The organism is Aquabacterium sp. CECT 9606 (assembly GCF_918741295.1).
Taxonomy (GTDB): domain Bacteria; phylum Pseudomonadota; class Gammaproteobacteria; order Burkholderiales; family Burkholderiaceae_C; genus Aquabacterium.
On record NZ_CAKKNB010000009.1, the window covers coordinates 1 to 18,624 of the forward strand.

General features: G+C 59.6%; 14 protein-coding genes, 2 tRNA genes and 4 rRNA genes. 14 read left to right on the top strand and 6 right to left on the bottom strand.

Going from position 1 to position 18,624, the window contains the following annotated elements:
* The first annotated feature begins 5 nt into the window (after window positions 1-5).
* The 12 genes from rrf (LQ232_RS23225) (at window position 6) to LQ232_RS23280 (ending at window position 10,463) form a co-directional block, all read left to right on the top strand.
* A 5S ribosomal RNA gene (gene rrf / locus LQ232_RS23225) occupies window positions 6-118 on the top strand.
* 396 nt (window positions 119-514) lie between these two features.
* A 16S ribosomal RNA gene (locus tag LQ232_RS23230) occupies window positions 515-2,049 on the top strand.
* A 169-nt stretch (window positions 2,050-2,218) separates the two neighbouring features.
* Window positions 2,219-2,295: transfer RNA gene (locus tag LQ232_RS23235), tRNA-Ile, on the top strand.
* Between the two features lie 10 nt (window positions 2,296-2,305).
* Window positions 2,306-2,381, top strand: a tRNA-Ala gene (locus LQ232_RS23240).
* A 365-nt stretch (window positions 2,382-2,746) separates the two neighbouring features.
* Window positions 2,747-5,624: ribosomal RNA gene (locus LQ232_RS23245) — 23S ribosomal RNA — on the top strand.
* Window positions 5,625-5,835: 211 nt separating this feature from the next.
* Window positions 5,836-5,948: ribosomal RNA gene (gene rrf, locus LQ232_RS23250) — 5S ribosomal RNA — on the top strand.
* The 16S, 23S and 5S rRNA genes sit together here with 2 tRNA genes alongside, the layout of an rRNA operon.
* 106 nt (window positions 5,949-6,054) lie before the next feature.
* Entirely contained in the window at window positions 6,055-6,507 is a 453-nt protein-coding gene (locus LQ232_RS23255) for a DUF494 family protein (protein ID WP_230182805.1), read from the top strand.
* A gap of 234 nt (window positions 6,508-6,741) precedes the next feature.
* Entirely contained in the window at window positions 6,742-7,158 is a 417-nt protein-coding gene (locus tag LQ232_RS23260; RefSeq protein ID WP_230182784.1) for a hypothetical protein, read from the top strand.
* Between the two features lie 36 nt (window positions 7,159-7,194).
* The gene (locus LQ232_RS23265) at window positions 7,195-7,977 is read left to right on the top strand and encodes an AzlC family ABC transporter permease (protein ID WP_230182785.1); all 783 of its coding nucleotides are present in this window, start codon (window positions 7,195-7,197) and stop codon (window positions 7,975-7,977) included.
* A 22-nt stretch (window positions 7,978-7,999) separates the two neighbouring features.
* Complete coding sequence (locus tag LQ232_RS23270; protein WP_230182786.1) at window positions 8,000-8,329, top strand: AzlD domain-containing protein; 330 nt, start codon at window positions 8,000-8,002, stop codon at window positions 8,327-8,329.
* Window positions 8,330-8,450: 121 nt separating this feature from the next.
* Window positions 8,451-9,644 (top strand): phosphoglycerate kinase, encoded by a 1,194-nt coding sequence (locus LQ232_RS23275; RefSeq protein ID WP_230182787.1) that lies wholly within the window; start codon window positions 8,451-8,453, stop codon window positions 9,642-9,644.
* 6 nt (window positions 9,645-9,650) lie between these two features.
* Window positions 9,651-10,463 carry a lipase chaperone gene (locus tag LQ232_RS23280; protein ID WP_230182788.1) on the top strand — a complete coding sequence of 271 codons (813 nt, stop codon included), beginning with the start codon at window positions 9,651-9,653 and terminating at the stop codon, window positions 10,461-10,463.
* On the opposite strand, the gene LQ232_RS23285 is transcribed toward LQ232_RS23280, so the two are convergent.
* The 5 genes from LQ232_RS23285 to LQ232_RS23305 form a co-directional block, all read right to left on the bottom strand.
* Window positions 10,451-11,374, bottom strand: coding sequence for a metal-dependent hydrolase (locus LQ232_RS23285; protein WP_230182789.1), 924 nt, complete (start codon window positions 11,372-11,374; stop codon window positions 10,451-10,453). The two genes, LQ232_RS23280 and LQ232_RS23285, sit on opposite strands and share 13 nt — an antisense overlap.
* 45 nt (window positions 11,375-11,419) lie before the next feature.
* On the bottom strand, window positions 11,420-12,289 hold the full coding sequence (locus tag LQ232_RS23290) for a metal-dependent hydrolase (protein ID WP_230182790.1): 870 nt from the start codon (window positions 12,287-12,289) through the stop codon (window positions 11,420-11,422).
* A gap of 10 nt (window positions 12,290-12,299) precedes the next feature.
* The gene (locus tag LQ232_RS23295) at window positions 12,300-13,181 is read right to left on the bottom strand and encodes a metal-dependent hydrolase (RefSeq protein ID WP_230182791.1); all 882 of its coding nucleotides are present in this window, start codon (window positions 13,179-13,181) and stop codon (window positions 12,300-12,302) included.
* 150 nt (window positions 13,182-13,331) lie between these two features.
* Window positions 13,332-14,408: an AraC family transcriptional regulator gene (locus LQ232_RS23300; protein ID WP_230182792.1), complete on the bottom strand. Its 1,077-nt coding sequence runs from the start codon at window positions 14,406-14,408 to the stop codon at window positions 13,332-13,334.
* Entirely contained in the window at window positions 14,405-15,238 is an 834-nt protein-coding gene (locus LQ232_RS23305) for an alpha/beta fold hydrolase (RefSeq protein ID WP_230182793.1), read from the bottom strand. The genes LQ232_RS23300 and LQ232_RS23305 overlap by 4 nt, the downstream gene beginning before the upstream one ends.
* 214 nt (window positions 15,239-15,452) lie before the next feature.
* Between LQ232_RS23305 and pyk the strand changes: the two genes are divergently transcribed.
* Window positions 15,453-16,883 carry a pyruvate kinase gene (gene pyk / locus LQ232_RS23310; RefSeq protein ID WP_230182794.1) on the top strand — a complete coding sequence of 477 codons (1,431 nt, stop codon included), beginning with the start codon at window positions 15,453-15,455 and terminating at the stop codon, window positions 16,881-16,883.
* A gap of 6 nt (window positions 16,884-16,889) precedes the next feature.
* Here pyk and LQ232_RS23315 read toward each other — a convergent pair whose 3' ends face one another.
* Complete coding sequence (locus tag LQ232_RS23315) at window positions 16,890-18,179, bottom strand: acyltransferase (protein WP_230182795.1); 1,290 nt, start codon at window positions 18,177-18,179, stop codon at window positions 16,890-16,892.
* An 85-nt stretch (window positions 18,180-18,264) separates the two neighbouring features.
* Between LQ232_RS23315 and LQ232_RS23320 the strand changes: the two genes are divergently transcribed.
* A complete protein-coding gene (locus LQ232_RS23320) occupies window positions 18,265-18,495 on the top strand; it encodes an acyl carrier protein (RefSeq protein ID WP_230182796.1) in 231 nt (76 codons plus the stop codon).
* Window positions 18,496-18,624 lie beyond the last annotated feature (129 nt).

The following is an 18,624-nucleotide window of genomic DNA, read 5'->3' on the forward strand; positions in this document are numbered from 1 at the left end:
TTAAGCCTGATGACCATAGCGAGTTGGTACCACTCCTTCCCATCCCGAACAGGACAGTGAAACGACTCAGCGCCGATGATAGTGCGGGTTCCCGTGTGAAAGTAGGACATCGTCAGGCTATTAATGCACAGGCCCCCGCCTACGTAGGTGGGGGCTTCGTCTTCTCTGCGCGACATTCACTGTGATGGTGATGTTTGCTTGGGTTGGCGGCATGACCAGGTCATGTTGTGAGGCTTCTGAAAGTGATCAAAACAAAGATTACGCAGATGCTTGACAAGATGATCGAAGTGAGTCATAATCTCGCTTCTGTGCTGATGACTGATCAGCAAATGCTCTTTAAAAATTAACAGCCGATAAGCGTGGGTGTTTGGATGAGAAAAGCCAAGCGGCGATAAAAAGTCGTTGGTGAAGATCTCGCAAGAGATTGAATCCGAATACTCACGGATAGATGAAAAGAAATTCACTTGTGAAGATCTGATCAATTCCGTTTAGAGTGAGTTTTTAAACAGAGATTAAACTGAAGAGTTTGATCCTGGCTCAGATTGAACGCTGGCGGCATGCCTTACACATGCAAGTCGAACGGCAGCACGGGAGCAATCCTGGTGGCGAGTGGCGAACGGGTGAGTAATACATCGGAACGTGCCCAATAGTGGGGGATAGCCCGGCGAAAGCCGGATTAATACCGCATACGACCTGAGGGTGAAAGCAGGGGATCGCAAGACCTTGCGCTATTGGAGCGGCCGATGTCAGATTAGCTAGTTGGTGGGGTAAAGGCCTACCAAGGCAACGATCTGTAGTTGGTCTGAGAGGACGACCAGCCACACTGGGACTGAGACACGGCCCAGACTCCTACGGGAGGCAGCAGTGGGGAATTTTGGACAATGGGCGCAAGCCTGATCCAGCAATGCCGCGTGCAGGAAGAAGGCCTTCGGGTTGTAAACTGCTTTTGTCAGGGAAGAAATCTTCTGGGCTAATACCTCGGGAGGATGACGGTACCTGAAGAATAAGCACCGGCTAACTACGTGCCAGCAGCCGCGGTAATACGTAGGGTGCGAGCGTTAATCGGAATTACTGGGCGTAAAGCGTGCGCAGGCGGCTTTGCAAGACAGATGTGAAATCCCCGGGCTTAACCTGGGAACTGCATTTGTGACTGCAAGGCTAGAGTACGGTAGAGGGGGATGGAATTCCGCGTGTAGCAGTGAAATGCGTAGATATGCGGAGGAACACCGATGGCGAAGGCAATCCCCTGGACCTGTACTGACGCTCATGCACGAAAGCGTGGGGAGCAAACAGGATTAGATACCCTGGTAGTCCACGCCCTAAACGATGTCAACTGGTTGTTGGACGGCTTGCTGTTCAGTAACGAAGCTAACGCGTGAAGTTGACCGCCTGGGGAGTACGGCCGCAAGGTTGAAACTCAAAGGAATTGACGGGGACCCGCACAAGCGGTGGATGATGTGGTTTAATTCGATGCAACGCGAAAAACCTTACCTACCCTTGACATGTCAAGAATTTTGCAGAGATGTGAAAGTGCTCGAAAGAGAGCTTGAACACAGGTGCTGCATGGCCGTCGTCAGCTCGTGTCGTGAGATGTTGGGTTAAGTCCCGCAACGAGCGCAACCCTTGTCATTAGTTGCTACATTTGGTTGGGCACTCTAATGAGACTGCCGGTGACAAACCGGAGGAAGGTGGGGATGACGTCAGGTCCTCATGGCCCTTATGGGTAGGGCTACACACGTCATACAATGGCCGGTACAGAGGGCTGCCAACCCGCGAGGGGGAGCTAATCCCAGAAAACCGGTCGTAGTCCGGATCGCAGTCTGCAACTCGACTGCGTGAAGTCGGAATCGCTAGTAATCGCGGATCAGCATGTCGCGGTGAATACGTTCCCGGGTCTTGTACACACCGCCCGTCACACCATGGGAGCGGGTTCTGCCAGAAGTAGTTAGCCTAACCGCAAGGGGGGCGATTACCACGGCAGGGTTCGTGACTGGGGTGAAGTCGTAACAAGGTAGCCGTATCGGAAGGTGCGGCTGGATCACCTCCTTTCTGGAAAATACCAAAGCCACGCATTGACTATTCGTAGTCATTGAATGAGCCAAGGTCACAAGTGCTGATTGAGTTCAAGCACCCACACTTATCGGCTGTTGATAAGCAACAAGAGTGAAGCGCAAGCTTGGCAAGTACTGCTGAGCACCTGGCGCATACAAGACGCGTTGGGTCTGTAGCTCAGTCGGTTAGAGCACCGTCTTGATAAGGCGGGGGTCGTTGGTTCGAATCCAACCAGACCCACCAACTTCAAGTCGGGGGATTAGCTCAGCTGGGAGAGCACCTGCTTTGCAAGCAGGGGGTCGTCGGTTCGATCCCGTCATCCTCCACCAAGACTTGGAAATAGATAGAAACACAAGCCTTCACTCTGAACGCATCGGTTGCAAACCCAATGCTCTGGATCAAGTTTGATTCGGGGCCTTTGGTTTGCAGCTTTTTAAGCTGTTGCTCTTTAAAAATTCGTAGAGTCGAAATAATCAGCGTTGCTGGCGGAAAGTTGTTCTCGCAAGGGGATGACACCGTGCCGCCAGTAACGATTTTTGATTGCGTCACAGAACTTCAACTTCGGATTCATTCCGAAGGGAATGAATTCTGATGAATTGAAGAAACGGCATAACGCGAGATCACACGGTTTAACGTGCTGTGTGATGCTCAACAGTCCTTGACCGACGCCTTAGCATTGGCGTCAAAGTTATAGGGTCAAGTGACTAAGTGCATGTGGTGGATGCCTTGGCGATTACAGGCGACGAAGGACGTGATAGCCTGCGATAAGCTTCGGGGAGCTGGCAAATTAGCTTTGATCCGGAGATTTCCGAATGGGGAAACCCACCCGCAAGGGTATTGCATGCTGAATACATAGGCATGCAAGGCGAACCGAGTGAACTGAAACATCTAAGTAGCTCGAGGAAAAGACATCAACCGAGATTCCGAAAGTAGTGGCGAGCGAAATCGGAAGAGCCTGCACGTTTTAGCCATCGACTTATCAAAACAGCTTGGAAACGCTGGCCATAGTGGGTGATAGCCCCGTATGAGAAAAGTTGGTGGTGGAACTAAGCGTGCGACAAGTAGGGCGGGACACGAGAAATCCTGTCTGAATATGGGGGGACCATCCTCCAAGGCTAAATACTCGTAATCGACCGATAGTGAACAAGTACCGTGAGGGAAAGGCGAAAAGAACCCCGGGAGGGGAGTGAAATAGATCCTGAAACCGCATGCATACAAAAAGTAGGAGCCCGCAAGGGTGACTGCGTACCTTTTGTATAATGGGTCAGCGACTTACATTCAGTGGCAAGCTTAACCGAATAGGGAAGGCGCAGGGAAACCGAGTCCGAATAGGGCGTCCAGTCGCTGGGTGTAGACCCGAAACCAAGTGATCTATCCATGGCCAGGATGAAGGTACCGTAACAGGTGCTGGAGGTCCGAACCGACTAATGTTGCAAAATTAGCGGATGAGCTGTGGATAGGGGTGAAAGGCTAAACAAACTTGGAAATAGCTGGTTCTCTCCGAAAACTATTTAGGTAGTGCCTCAAGTATTACCATCGGGGGTAGAGCACTGTTATGGCTAGGGGGTCATGGCGACTTACCAAACCATTGCAAACTCCGAATACCGATGAGTACAGCTTGGGAGACAGAGCACCGGGTGCTAACGTCCGGACTCAAGAGGGAAACAACCCAGACCACCAGCTAAGGTCCCTAAAATTGGCTAAGTGGGAAACGAAGTGGGAAGGCTAAAACAGTCAGGATGTTGGCTTAGAAGCAGCCATCATTTAAAGAAAGCGTAATAGCTCACTGATCGAGTCGTCCTGCGCGGAAGATGTAACGGGGCTAAGCCAGTTACCGAAGCTGTGGATTTGCAATTTATTGCAGATGGTAGGAGAGCGTTCTGTAAGCCTGAGAAGGTGGGTTGTGAAGCCTGCTGGAGGTATCAGAAGTGCGAATGCTGACATGAGTAGCGTTAAAGGGGGTGAAAAGCCCCCTCGCCGAAAGCGCAAGGTTTCCTACGCAACGTTCATCGGCGTAGGGTGAGTCGGCCCCTAAGGCGAGGCAGAGATGCGTAGCTGATGGGAAACAGGTCAATATTCCTGTACCGATCTATAGTGCGATGTGGGGACGGAGAAGGTTAGCTCAGCCAACTGTTGGATATGTTGGTTCAAGCCTGTAGTCATGCCCGGTAGGCAAATCCGCCGGGATTAGATGAGGGGTGATAACGAGTCTGCTTGCAGACGAAGTGAGTGATACCCTGCTTCCAGGAAAAGCCACTAAGCTTCAGCTATAGATTGACCGTACCGCAAACCGACACTGGTGCGCGAGATGAGTATTCTAAGGCGCTTGAGAGAACTCTGGAGAAGGAACTCGGCAAATTGACACCGTAACTTCGGAAGAAGGTGTGCCTTTAGTAGGTGAACCATTTACTTGGGGAGCCCAATGAGGTTGCAAAGAATCGGTGGCTGCAACTGTTTAATAAAAACACAGCACTCTGCAAAGACGAAAGTCGACGTATAGGGTGTGACGCCTGCCCGGTGCTGGAAGATTAATTGATGGGGTGCAAGCTCTTGATCGAAGTCCCAGTAAACGGCGGCCGTAACTATAACGGTCCTAAGGTAGCGAAATTCCTTGTCGGGTAAGTTCCGACCTGCACGAATGGCGTAATGATGGCCACACTGTCTCCTCCAGAGACTCAGCGAAGTTGAAATGTTTGTGATGATGCAATCTCCCCGCGGAAAGACGGAAAGACCCCATGAACCTTTACTGTAGCTTTACATTGGACTTTGAACAGATCTGTGTAGGATAGGTGGGAGGCTTTGAAGCAGTGCCGCTAGGTGCTGTGGAGCCAACGTTGAAATACCACCCTGGTGTGTTTGAGGTTCTAACCTTGTCCCGTTATCCGGGATGGGGACAGTGTATGGTGGGCAGTTTGACTGGGGCGGTCTCCTCCCAAAGTGTAACGGAGGAGTTCGAAGGTACGCTAAATACGGTCGGAAATCGTGTTGATAGTGCATTGGCATAAGCGTGCTTGACTGCGAGACTGACAAGTCGAGCAGGTACGAAAGTAGGACAAAGTGATCCGGTGGTTCTGTATGGAAGGGCCATCGCTCAACGGATAAAAGGTACTCTGGGGATAACAGGCTGATACCGCCCAAGAGTTCATATCGACGGCGGTGTTTGGCACCTCGATGTCGGCTCATCTCATCCTGGGGCTGTAGCCGGTCCCAAGGGTATGGCTGTTCGCCATTTAAAGAGGTACGTGAGCTGGGTTTAAAACGTCGTGAGACAGTTTGGTCCCTATCTTCCGTGGGCGCTGCAAGATTGAGAGAGCCTGCTCCTAGTACGAGAGGACCGGAGTGGACGCACCTCTGGTGTATCGGTTGTCACGCCAGTGGCATTGCCGAGTAGCTAAGTGCGGAAGAGATAACCGCTGAAAGCATCTAAGCGGGAAACTCGTCTCAAGATAAGTCTTGCCGGGGCCTTGAGCCCCCTGAAGAGTCGTTCAAGACCAGGACGTTGATAGGTTGGGTGTGGAAGCGCAGTAATGCGTTAAGCTAACCAATACTAATTGCTCGTGAGGCTTGACCCTATAACTTTGATGCTTGTGATGAATCGAAATAGATTCACCAAGTCGTCAACAGTGACTGTTGAATCCGTTAGCCGTTTGCCAAAATATATCTTCAAAAGATATTGGCGCTGCGACGTGATCAAAAATCAAATAACGCTGATATAATCTCGACTCTGCGAATTAAACTGGCTTGTGCCTCGATCTAGAGAACACAGGCCGGTGAACAGTTAAGCCTGATGACCATAGCGAGTTGGTACCACTCCTTCCCATCCCGAACAGGACAGTGAAACGACTCAGCGCCGATGATAGTGCGGGTTCCCGTGTGAAAGTAGGACATCGTCAGGCTATTAATGCCATGAAGCCCAACCGCAAGGTTGGGCTTTTTGCTTTGTGGGACGCTCTGTTTCACCTTCGCTGTGCTGGCAGCGATTCATTGCGCTATAGTGTTTTCATGTTCGATGTCTTGGTCTACCTTTACGAACACTACTGGCGGCCCGATGCCTGTCCTGAGTCTGACCTCTTGGCGCGTAAGCTCACTGCGGTGGGATTTGAAGCCGATGAGATCCGAGAGGCTTTGGTTTGGCTGGATGGTCTGAATACCTTGTCTTCTCACGAAGGGTTGGACCAATCCGAAGGCAGCACCCGTGTGTATTCGACCTTGGAGTTGGAGCATTTGGGTGCCGAGGCGCTGGGCTTCCTGCAATTTTTGGAGTCGGCTGGCGTGTTGTCGACCCGCTTGCGAGAAGTGGTGCTGGATCGCGCCTTGGTGATACCTGGCGGTCCGATCAGTTTGGAAGACCTCAAGATCATTGTGCTGATGCTTTTTTGGAGCCGCGGGGAAGAACCAGATGCTTTGATCCTGGACGAGTTGTTTGTCGAAGCCGAAGATCGTTTGATTCACTGATAGGTGAACGGGGGGCGTGATGACTGTCACACACCGGAGCGACGAACCAAGGGCCCTGAGGGGCCCTTTCTTTTTTCTCGGATGATGAGAATTGACTCAAGTTGGCCTTCGGTCTGGTCGTAAACGAAGGCAGACCCATGTTGGCGCTATCGCCTGCGAATGCAGAGGCAGCGTGCTGCATGGGCGGCACAGCGTGGCGATTTGGAGCACAAAATGAGGATGGCATGGAGTTCAGTGGCAGCTTGGCGATGGACCAGGGCTTGGTTCGTGGTCACGGGCATGTTGATGGGCGTGATGGGCCTGTCAGGCTGCGACCAACTGGGCATTGAAACTCCAGAGAAGGCGGCCGAGCGCCAAGTGGCCGATGCAAAAGCCGTGGGCAGTGCTTGCCGACACGCGATGCGGGCCATTGAAGACTGTTACCTGCTGAATCCCAAAGCTGAGAAGTCGGCGGTGTTCACGGGGTGGCGTGAGATGGACGAATACATGCGCGAGAACAAGCTGGAAGGAATCGCGCCGGTGGTGCCACGACCAGCACCGCCCGCCGCAGCTTCTAAGCCGTCGGCACCTGCCGACAACGACGATGAGGATACGGAAGAGCCTGAGGCCAAACCTGGTAAAGGCAAATCGGCCAAATCGAGCGGGCATTGACGAAGCGGAGCAGGGTCTTGCCGTGACAATGGCGGCATGAGTCGAGATACGGGACCGTGGGGTTTGCTCCACACATCGTTGTGGCGGCATGCGGAGTTTCGCCGGGGCGCCCATGACATGGGGGCGGTGATGCCGGGCGTGCTGGCCTGGGGGTTGGTCACAGGCGTGGCCATGGTCAAGGCAGGGCTGCCCCTGCCGATTGCTTTGCTGATGAGCCTGAGCGTTTTCGCGGCGAGCGCCCAGTTGGCGGCGTTGCCTTTGATGCTGGCCGGCGCTCCTCTGTGGGTGGTCTGGGTGACGGCCCTGTGCGTGAACCTCCGGTTCGTCATTTTCAGCGCGCAAATGCGCGTGCACATGATGAGTTTGCCCTTGCGTTGGCGTTTGGTGGCGGGCTACCTCACGGCCGACATCACTTACGTGATGATGATGCAAAGGCATGGGACCTCGCTGCCGGCCAGCTCAGAGAATCCGGCACCCTTGGCCTACTTTGTGGGCTTGTTTTCGGTCAACTGGGTCGCGTGGAATGTGGCGTCCCTGGCGGGCGTGTTGTTCGCGGGCGCGATCCCCACTCAATGGGGGCTGGGGTTCGCGGGGACCTTGGCCTTGGTAGGGCTGCTGGTGTCTCTGACCAACGACCGGGCGACGGCGCTGAGCGCGGGGCTGGCGGGGACCGCCGCGGTGGCGGCTTTCGGTTTGCCGTTCAAGCTCAACATGGTGGTGGCCGTGGCTTCGGCGGTGGCCTGTGGGCTGTTGCTGGACAAGGTGACCGAGATGCATCGCAAGGACGGGGCCGCTGCGGGGCCGTCCAAGGGGGCGTGAGTTGGGCGCCTTGAGTGCACCGATGAGCACCACGGAGATGGTGATCGCGGCCTTGGGGCTGGTGGCGATCTCTGCGTTCACCCGGTCTTTCTTTTTCTTGAGCAAAGAGCCATGGCGCTTGCCTGCTTGGCTGGAGCGCGGCTTGCGCTACGCGCCCTTGGCCGCCTTGAGCGCTGTTGTGTTCCCGGAGGTGTTGCTTGTGCAGGGGCATTGGCCGCATGACTGGCGCGATGCCCGTTTTTTTGCAACGGCTGCGGCAGTGGCATGGGCTTGGTGGCGAAAAGGAATGCTCGGCACCATCATGAGCGGTATGGTGGTTCTGCTGGCCTTGAAACTGGGGCTGGGGTGGTGACTCTGCTTGAGGTTTGTAACGAACGTGCGGCTTCCCGGATTGACCCCTGGTGTTGGGCGCAGCGAGGCTATCTACAATCAGGCCCAAATTCCGTTTCGTCTTTCACCTCTATTTCATCATCATGAACATCCTCCGATTTGAAGACCTCGTGGCCCAAGGCAAGGTGGCTGGCCAGCGCGTGTTCATCCGCGCCGATTTAAACGTGCCGCAAGACGATGCCGGCAACATCACGGAAGACACGCGCGTGCGGGCTTCGGTGCCCGCGATTGAGCTCGCGCTCAAGGCCGGCGCCGCGGTGATGGTGACGTCGCACTTGGGCCGGCCGACGGAGGGCGAGTTCACGATGGCGGATTCGCTGGCGCCCGTGGCCAAGCGCCTGGGCGAACTGCTGGGGCGCGAGGTCAGGCTGGTGTCAAACTGGGTAGATGGCGTGACGGTGGCGCAAGGCGATGTGGTGTTGCTGGAAAACTGCCGCTTGAACAAGGGCGAGAAGAAAAACAGCGAAGAACTGGCTCGCAAGCTGGCGGCCCTTTGCGACATCTTTGTGAACGACGCTTTTGGCACGGCGCACCGTGCTGAGGGCACGACCTATGGCATCGCGCAGTATGCCAAGGTGGCCTGTGCAGGACCCTTGCTGTCGGCCGAGATCGATGCGCTGAACAAGGCCTTGGCGGCGCCAAAGCGGCCCCTGGTGGCCATCGTGGCGGGCTCCAAGGTGTCCAGCAAGCTGACCATCCTGGAGGCGCTTTCCAAGAATGTGGATGGCCTGATCGTGGGGGGCGGTATCGCCAACACGTTCATGCTGGCGGCAGGTTTGAACGTGGGCAAGTCGCTGGTTGAGAAGGACCTGGTGGGGGCGGCCACGGCGGTGATCGAGGCCATGAAGGCGCGTGGCGCGGAAGTGCCTATTCCGGAAGATGTGGTGGTGGCCAAGACCTTTGCCGCCGATGCGCCGGCCACCGTGAAGGCGGCGACTGAGGTGGCCGACGACGACATGATCCTGGACATCGGACCGAAGACGGCCGAGACCCTGGCGGCCAAGTTGAAGGCCGCGGGCACGATCGTGTGGAATGGCCCCGTGGGCGTGTTCGAGTTTGCCGCGTTTGAAAATGGCACCAGGACCATTGCCAAGGCGATTGCCGAATCCAGTGCCTTCAGCATCGCGGGTGGTGGCGACACGTTGGCGGCGATTGCCAAATACGGCATCGAGAAGGACGTGGGCTACATCTCGACCGGTGGCGGCGCGTTCCTGGAAGTGCTGGAAGGCAAGACCCTGCCGGCGTTCGAGATTCTGCAAAAGCGCGCGGCAGGCTGACCGGCCATGGTCAAGCGCGCGCTGCTGGTCCTGGCCATCGCCGGCTTGCTGGTCTGGTGGTACGAGCGGGGGCAAGGGCCCGAGGTGGAGGCCGGAAAGGCGGCTTTGCCTGTGGCGGCCTCAGGCCTGGAGCCTGCGCCGCCGGTGGCCAAAGGGGCCGCAGTGCGGCCCCCCGGCGGCTGGGCACCCAAGGCGTGGTCGGTGCTGGGCGGCAAGCTGGTGCCAGGTCGTGCCTTGCGCGAACGGTTTGACAGCTACCTGCCCTTGGGCAAAGGCGTGACCATGGTGGAGGTGCGCGCGACCCTGGAGCAGGACGCTCTGGCGGACCTGGGGCAGGCCAACAGCGCGCAGGTGTTGGCCATCTGGGACCGCTACGCGCGTTTGCAAAACCACGATTGGCAGCATCCGTTCAATGGCACCGAGCCCAAGAGTTGGCAGGCCACGTTGAACGAGCAGCACCAGGTGCGCCGGCAATTGCTGGGTGCCGACTGGGCAGAGGCGTTTTTTGGCGAAGACGAGGCGGCCCTGCAGCGCCGCATCGCCAGCTTGATGGCGAGCCCCCGGATCCCCGCGGCGTCTAGCCTGGACGACGTGCTGGCCAGGGCGCCTGCATCGGCGGGTTTGCTGGCATCGGCGGCCTCCAGCAGCGGTGATGGTTGGCGGGTGCAGGCCGACAAGGCTCGGCAGGAGTGGGCTCACTTGACACAGGATGCTTCCTTGGATGAAGGGCAGCGCCTGATCCGCATCCGGCAGTACCTGCAGCAAAATTTCAATGGGCAGGATGCGGCGCGGTTGGCGCGCGAGCTTCAGTTGCCTTGACCGGCGTTGGATTGCAGGGCGTCGCTGGCGGCGATCACATTGCCCGTGCGTTGCAGGGCTTCAGCCCACACCTTGTAGCTGGGCGGCATGCCTGAGTCCCAAGGGTGGAAGCCCGGTTTGTACCAGGCCAGGTAGGGCCGCATGATGTCGGACACCATGCCGCCAGGGCCGTACAGCCACCACAGGCCTTTCGCCCACAGTTTGAGGCGTTGAGCGCGGCTGAAGCCGTCGACCTTGAGCATGTGCCCCAGGATCTGGAATATGAACAGCGGAAAGTTGATGCTGACCTGCAGGAGTGCGAGCACGCGCCCCAGGTAGCCCACGTGGGCCACTTGCTGCATGACGTCGTATGCGACGCCTTTGTGTTCGATTTCTTCAACGGCGTGCCAGACGTACATCGCGCGAACGCGCGGGTCGGCGCCACGGAAGAGGTCGCGGCGCTCGAACCAACCCTGGGCCATGATGGCCGTGATGTGTTCCGAGGCGGCGGTGATGGCCAGGGTTTGCTGACGCGACAGGCTCTGGCGGGTCACATCGAACAGGAAGCGGCGCTGGTTGGCCAGGATGCGGTCGACCTTGATGCCTTGATCCGCCAGGCGACGGTTGAAGGCCGAGTGCACCATGCCGTGCTGAGCTTCCTGCCGGGTGAAATCCTTGATGGACTGAAGGTGCTCGGGGTCGGTGACTTGGTCGCGGAAATCGCGCACGCAGGCGATGAAGAAGCGCTCGCCCTCGGGGAAGAGCGTGGACATCGCGTCGAAAAAACGCGTCTTGAACGGGTCGCCGCCAAACCAGTGGCGGGGGATGTCACCGTCCAAGCCGAAGTCCAGATGCTCGCGCGGCACGATGGGCACGGCCGCCGCGGGGGGAGCCGGGCAGTCAGGGGCGTCGGTGGTGCGCAGGACGGTCATACGGCCATATCGGCCGTCGACTGAGCAACTTGAGACCGCCCTTGCTCAGGCGGCCGCGGCGTGCAGCACTTCACCGGCCAGGATCGGGTCGCCGGTCTGGTTGAAGGTGTCCAGCCAGAGCTTGTAGCTGTCCATCTGGCCTTGCTGCCAAGGGTGGAAGCCAGGCTTGTAGTAGTGGATGTACTGGAAGAACATCGACATGAACAGGCCGGTGCCTGGCTTGTACAGCCACCACAGGCCCTGCGCCCACAGCTTGGTGCGCTCCCAACGGCTGAAGCCATCGACCTTGAGCATGTAGCGCGTGCTGAGCATGGCATTGATCGTGAAGCCCAGGGTGACTTCGACCATGGTCACCGCGCGGCGCAGATACCCGACCTTGGCCACTTTTTGCATCACGTCGAAAGCAACGGCCTTGTGCTCGATCTCTTCCATGGCGTGCCAGGCGTACATGGCGCGCATGCGCGGGTCGGCAGAGGCCATGATGTCCTTGCGGGCAAAAAAGCTGTGCGCCATGATCGAGGTCATGTGCTCGGCGGCGGCGGTGTTGGCCAGCGTGTGCTTTTTGGGCAGGTACTTGCGCATCCACTCGATCAGGCCGCGCTGCATGCCTTCCAGCATGTCGACGTCGATGCCTTGCGCTTTGAGGCGCTCGTTGTACTGGCTGTGGACAATGCCGTGCTGGCCTTCCTGGCGGATGAAATGCTTGATCTCTTCGCGCAGGACCGGGTCGCTGACCTGGTCGCGGAAATCGCGCACACAGGAGATGAAGAAGCGCTCGCCTTCGGGGAAGATGGTCGACATGGCGTCGAAGAAGCGCGTCTTGAACGGGTTGCCGCCGAACCAGTATTTGGGGATGTCACCTTCCAGGCCGAAATCGAGTTTTTCACGCGGGACGATGGGATTGTGCTGATTCATGGTGGTCTCCTCAGGCGTGGGCGCCGTGCAGGCGGTTGCCGGCCAGGATGGGGTCGCCGGTTTCCTTCAGGATGCGCAGCCAGTTGTCGTAGCTGGGCACGACGGGGTCTTGCCACGGGTGAAAGCCGGGCTTGAGGTAGCTGAAGTATTTGCCGACCATGGGCGAGAACAGACCACCCGGCTTGTAGAGCCACCACAGGCCTTTGGCCCAGATCTTGGTGCGTTGCCAGCGGCTGAAGCCATCGACTTCGAACATGTGCTTCATGATCCGGAAGACATGGAAGGGGAAGAGCACGGTCACCAGCAGCATGGAGCCAACGCGGTTGCGGTAGCTGCTTTTGGCGATGTTCTGCAGCACGTCGAAGGCAACGGCCTTGTGCTCCATCTCTTCCATGGCGTGCCACACGTACAGGGCGCGGATGCGGTCGTCGGCGCCTTCGAAGATCTCGGGGCGCTCAACGAAGCAGTCGGCCATGATGGCGGTGATGTGTTCGGCCGCGGCTGTGATGCCCAGCGTGAACTCGCGCGAGGTGTGCTTGCGGATGATGCCGAAGAGGCGCTTTTCCTGGCCAGCCAGGATCTCTTTCACCGCAATACCCTGGGCTTGCAGGCGGTCGTTGTAGCGTGTGTGGACGATGCCGTGCTGGCCTTCCTGGCGGGTGAAGTCCTTGATGTCCTGCAGCACCTTGGGGTCGGTGGTGCGGTCTTTGAAGTCGCGCACGCAGGTGATGAAGAAGCGCTCGCCCACCGGGAAAAGGGTGGACAGGGCATCGAAGAAACGGGTCTTGAACGGATCGCCGTTCAACCAGTATTGGGGGATGTCGCCGTCCAGCCCGAAATCCAGCTTTTCACGCGGGATGATGGGAGGCGGGTTCATTTTTGTGGTGCTCATGGGGATCTCCTCGGCAGGGGGTTGCGCACTGGGCACAGGCTTTCCGATGAATGAACTTTAGGCAGTTGGCGCCCGCTGGGCTATGGTGTGCAACGACAGCAGGGTAATTTTCACGACACGCCAAGGCTAGGGAAAACACCAGGCTTTTCGTCAGGGGCCGGGGCTGCGGCGGTATTGGCTGGGCGTGACGCCCGACCAGCGCGTGAAAGCCTGGGTGAAGCTGCGCCGGTCAGAGAACCCTAGGCGGTCGCTGATGTCTTCGATGGGCAAGGCCGGGTCTTGCAGCCATTGGCGGGCCAGGCTGTAGCGCACGCGGGCCAGGATGGCTGAGTGGCTGTCACCCACCTCGCGCAATCGGCGTTGCAGGGTGCGGGCGTGGATGTGCAGTTCTTCGGCCAGGGCTTCCAGGCCCAGGCCCAGCAGGCGCGGTTTGTGCGCCAGGGCACGCTCGATCTGCTGGACCAGGGGGCCGGTGTGGTCGAGCGCGCTGGCATCTTGCTGCTGTTGCTCGGCACGCTGGGCGACTTGCTGAACCACGCGTTGGGCGGCTTGTTCGTGCAAACGCGGAAAGCCGCCGCGCAGCGGCAGGTCCAGCAGAGCCCGGTCGAACCACATGGCGCTGACCGGCGCCGAATACGAGATGGGCACGTTGAAAAAGGCTTCGCACGCCCCGCAATCCTGGTGGGGCGCGTGTTGCAAGGTGATGCGGCCGAACAGCTGCTGTCCGCCCAGCAGCATGCGGGTGAACTTGAGCAGGCTGGCGAACACGCCTTCGGTGAAATGCCAGGTGGTCTCGGGCGAGGCCTCCGGGTGGTTGAACGCCACCGACATGCGTGCCTCGGTGCCATGCTCGGCCAGCGAGATCTGCATGTAGGGGTTGAGCAATGGCGGGATCCATTCCAGTGAGCGGGCGGCTTCGCGCAGCGTCGGGCTGGTGGTGATGAAGGTTTCGATGTCCGACATGTACTCGAAGGCGAAGGTCTCGCCCAGCACCAGGGGGAAGTGCTGGCCACGGCCCAGTGCGCGGGTTTCGTCGACGCAGCGCTGCATGACGCGCTGCATGGTCTCGCGCAGGATGACGGCGGTCTCGGGGTGCAGGTTGCTGGTGTCGACGCCTTCTTCTTCGAAGATGCGGCCGATGTCGATGCCGCACAGGTTGGCCGCACGCACCCAGTTGGTCACGGTGACGAAGGGCAGGGGCGGCTCAACGGAGGCGGGTGCGGTCATCGCGTTGGGATGTCGGGAGCGGAGGGGGTCTGGAAGTGGGTCAGCCAGCGCAGCACTTCGGCCACGGTGGCTTGCGGTTGCTCGAAAGGATACAGGTGGGTGCCGGCGATCCACGACATGTTGGCCGAGCCGACCACGCGGCGCACGCCGCCGAGCTGAACGGCCCGGAGCTCTTTGGAGCGCGTGCCGCCGATGAAGGCCATGGGGCAGGTCGGCGGATGGCGGCGGAACTCCTGCACCAGGTTCACGGGCATGCTTTTGTAGATGCGGGATTCGATCTCGCGCTTGAAGCTGAGGCGGCGGCTGACACTGGGATGGTGTTCGGTGCCGTGCTGCACGTAGGCGTCGAACACGCCGGGGTGGAAGGCGGCGAATTTGGGCTTGGCAATGAAGTGCTCGCGCACGGCCTCGAGGGTGGGCCATTCGTGGCAGCGCTGGGCGGCCACGCCGGAGGGCATGACGCGGTCAACCACGCCGAGGGCCTTGACCAGCTTCAGGCCCCAGGCGCGCCAGCCGTGCAACAGGGGTGAGTCCAGCACGACCACGCCGCGGGCCAGCTCGGGGTGGCGGCTGGCCAGCATCATGCTCAGGTAGCCGCCCAAAGAGTGGCCGACCAGATAGACGGGGTGGCCCACTTCGTGGTCGATGAAATCCTTGAGTTGGCGGACCAGGTGCGGCCAGTCAGCGGTGACGGGGTAGCGCGGGTCGTGCCCGATTTTTTCAATGGCGTGTACGGCGTAGCCGGCCGCGCGCCAAGCGTCGAGCAGCTCGCGGTAGGTGCTGGCTGGGAAACTGTTGGCGTGCGAGAAAACGATGGTGGGCTGGCTCATGGGATGGACTGCTTGGGGGCTCCCTTGGCATGTCGGCTGATCGGACACTTTGCTGAAGCATTACCTCAGGGTGCAAGGTGTGCGAGTCAGTGTAATGTCTCGGGGGAAGACACGACAAGCGAGGGTCTTGTTGCACCAATTCCGGCTTTTCACCTGGCGGTTTGGTGGGACACTGTTTGCGAGACAACTGCCACTCTGAACGAGTCGAAATACCATGCCACGTGCCACCAAGATCGTCGCCACCCTGGGTCCTGCTTCCTCGTCACCCGAGGTGTTGGAGCGCATGCTGCGCGCGGGGGTCGATGTGGTGCGCCTGAACTTCTCACACGGCAAGGCTCAGGATCACATCGACCGCGCCACCCTGGTGCGCGAGGTGGCCAAGAAGGTGGGCAAGGTGGTGGCCATCATGGCCGATCTGCAGGGGCCCAAGATCCGAGTGGGCAAGTTCGCCGAGGGCAGCGTGACGCTGGAAAACGGCCAGCCTTTCGTGCTGGACGCCAGCCGCGTCGAGCCGGGTGACCTCCACGGCGTGGGCCTGGACTACAAGGAACTGCCCCGCGATGTGCGCGCTGGCGACATCCTGCTGCTGAACGATGGCCTGCTGGTGCTGACCGTGGAGTCGGTCAAGGGCGAGGCTGTCAACACCATCGTGAAGGTGGGTGGTGAGCTGTCCAACAACAAGGGCATCAACAAGCAGGGTGGCGGCCTGACCGCGCCTGCCTTGACGGCCAAGGACATGGAAGACATCAGGACGGCGGCAAGCTTCCAGTGCGATTACATCGCCGTGTCCTTTCCCAAAAATTCAACCGACATGGAGATGGCGCGCCAGTTGTGCAACGTGGCGGGCGAGCCCTGGAAACACCGCCCGGCCCTGATCGCGAAGATCGAGCGCACCGAGGCCATTCCCAACCTGGAAAGCATCCTGAAGGCATCTGACGGGATCATGGTGGCGCGCGGCGACCTGGCCGTGGAGGTGGGCAATGCGGCGGTGCCGGCGCTGCAAAAGCGCATGATCAAGCTGGCACGCGAGATGGACAAGGTGGTGATCACTGCCACGCAGATGATGGAGTCGATGATCGTGAACCCGGTGCCCACGCGCGCCGAGGTGTCGGACGTGGCCAATGCGGTGCTGGACGGCACCGATGCCGTGATGCTGAGCGCCGAAACCGCCGCCGGCAAATACCCGGTCGAGACGGTGGAGCAGATGGCCGCGATCGCGCTGGCCGCCGAGGGCGCCGAAGACGTGACGCTGGACGCCGATTTCACCAACAAGAAGTTTGGCCGCATTGACCAGTCGATCGCCATGGGCGCGCTGTTCACGGCGCACCACCTGGGTTGCAAGGCCATCATCGCCTTGACCGAGTCGGGCTCGACCGCGCTGTGGATGAGCCGGCACAAGATCCACGTGCCGATTTTTGGCATGACGGCGCAACCCATCTCGCAACGCAAGATGGCGCTGTACCGCAATGTGCAGCCCTTGCTGATCCGCAGCCACACCGACCGCGACGAGGCGCTCAAGCAGGCCGAATCGCTGCTGGTGGAAAGCGGCGTGCTCAAGCCGGGCGACACCTACGCCATCACCTGCGGCGAGCCCATGGGCTACCCGGGCGGCACCAACATGCTCAAGGTGTGCGAGGTCGGCTGAGCTGGTTCACAGCGAGCGCAAGGCGGCCAGTTCGCCCCGGCGGGCGGTCAGTCGCACGTCGAAGCCACCGTCCGTGCCGGGCGTGGGCGTCAACAGCAGGTGACGGTAGGGTGGCCGCTCGGTTTCGTGCCAGCTGGGCGGCCCTTGGCCGAAGTCCATCTTGTAGACCGGGAAGTGCGCGCAGTTGTTGACGATGATGCCCGCCTCGACCAATTGCTTGCCACCCTCTGACAGAAGCTGACCCACGGTGTGCCGTTGGCGATGGCCTTCGATGTAGCCCAGGTAGCCCAGCAACTCGTCCTGGCTGATCCGATCCAGCGGGATGTGACAGCGTTGGGCGAGCGTGGGCAGGCTCCCATCGGCCAGCTCCTGGGGGCTCAGGGTGACGAGGTCGCGCCCCAGCGCGTTGCCGATGAACTTGCGCGCCAGGCCCAGCTGGCGCCGAAAGCGCAGATCGGTGATCACGGTGATGGCTCGGGGTTTGCTGGCCCGCAGGTGGGCTGACCAGGCCCGCAGGCAGTGGGCAATGGCCAGGTCATGGGCGGCCACGCTGGTGCCTTCGGGCAGTTGGGCCTTGGCCTCGTCCTTCCACTGCTGCACTTGCTGCGGGGTGATGCGGAAGATGACCCTGTCGAGCTGGGTGACGTGTTGCCAGGCAAAGCGCGTGTACAAGACCACCCGTTGCAGCAGCGGAGTGAGGCGCACGGTGGGATGCTCGCAAGGCCGGTGCATGTTTTCTTGGCCAAAACGGATCACCGCATTGCGGTCCAGCACCGGTGGTGTGAGGGTGCCGCCATGGTGGGTTCGAACCCAATCCATCAGGAAGACCCACAGCGCGCCGCCGTCGCAGGCCGAGTGCACCGGGTTGATCGACAGCACGGCGCCGCCATCGCTGAACTGGTGGAGTTCGATCACCATGAGCGCGCGGGGCCGGTCCACCACCTGCCACGGGTAAATGCGCTTGAAGAACTGGCGGATGCCCTGGTTCATGGGCCGCGCCACGCCATAGGGAGGCAAGGGCCCGGCGTGTTGCTTGACGATGAAGGGCACGCCCTGGTCACTGGCATCGATGAAGATGTGGCCCTTCTCATCGCGCTTGAGCCGCCCGGCCAGCACCGGGTAGGCGTTCAAGGTGGCGGCCAGCGATTGCATCAGTGCCTTGGCGTCCAGACCTTGGGGGTAGACCAGGATGCACGCGGTGGCGGCATGCGATGCCAGCACGTCCAGGCCGGTGAGGTACTGGCGCTCCATCGTGGCCCCGGCCCTGACCAGGGTGCGCTCGGTGAGAAGGGACATGGTGATCCTGTGGTTGGTGTGGTGTGGCGTGGCGATGGCCGTGGCCATGATACAAACGGCACGCATTTCATTGGGAGTTTGCACCATGGATCGTTTAATCACTGACATCGAGGACGCCACGCAAAGCCTGCCCGGCCTGTTCGGGCCCGATGCGGTGTTGGAAACTGTGGAGGGGTGGGACTCCTTGGGCATGGCTTTGTTCATCGGCATCGTGGCCGAGCGCACTGGCGTGGAACTGGCGATCGAGGATTTGCAGGAGTGCACCACGGTGCGTGACCTGCAGGCCATGCTGGAGCGCAAGGGCGCCGTGGCCTGACAGGCGCTGGGCTTTGAAGCCGCGGGAATGTCCTCCCCCCGGTTGACGGGGATGCTAGCGCCGCCGTCGATTATTCGGTAAACGGCCGATGATAGAGTTCTCCATGGCATCACATATTCATGGGAGCTT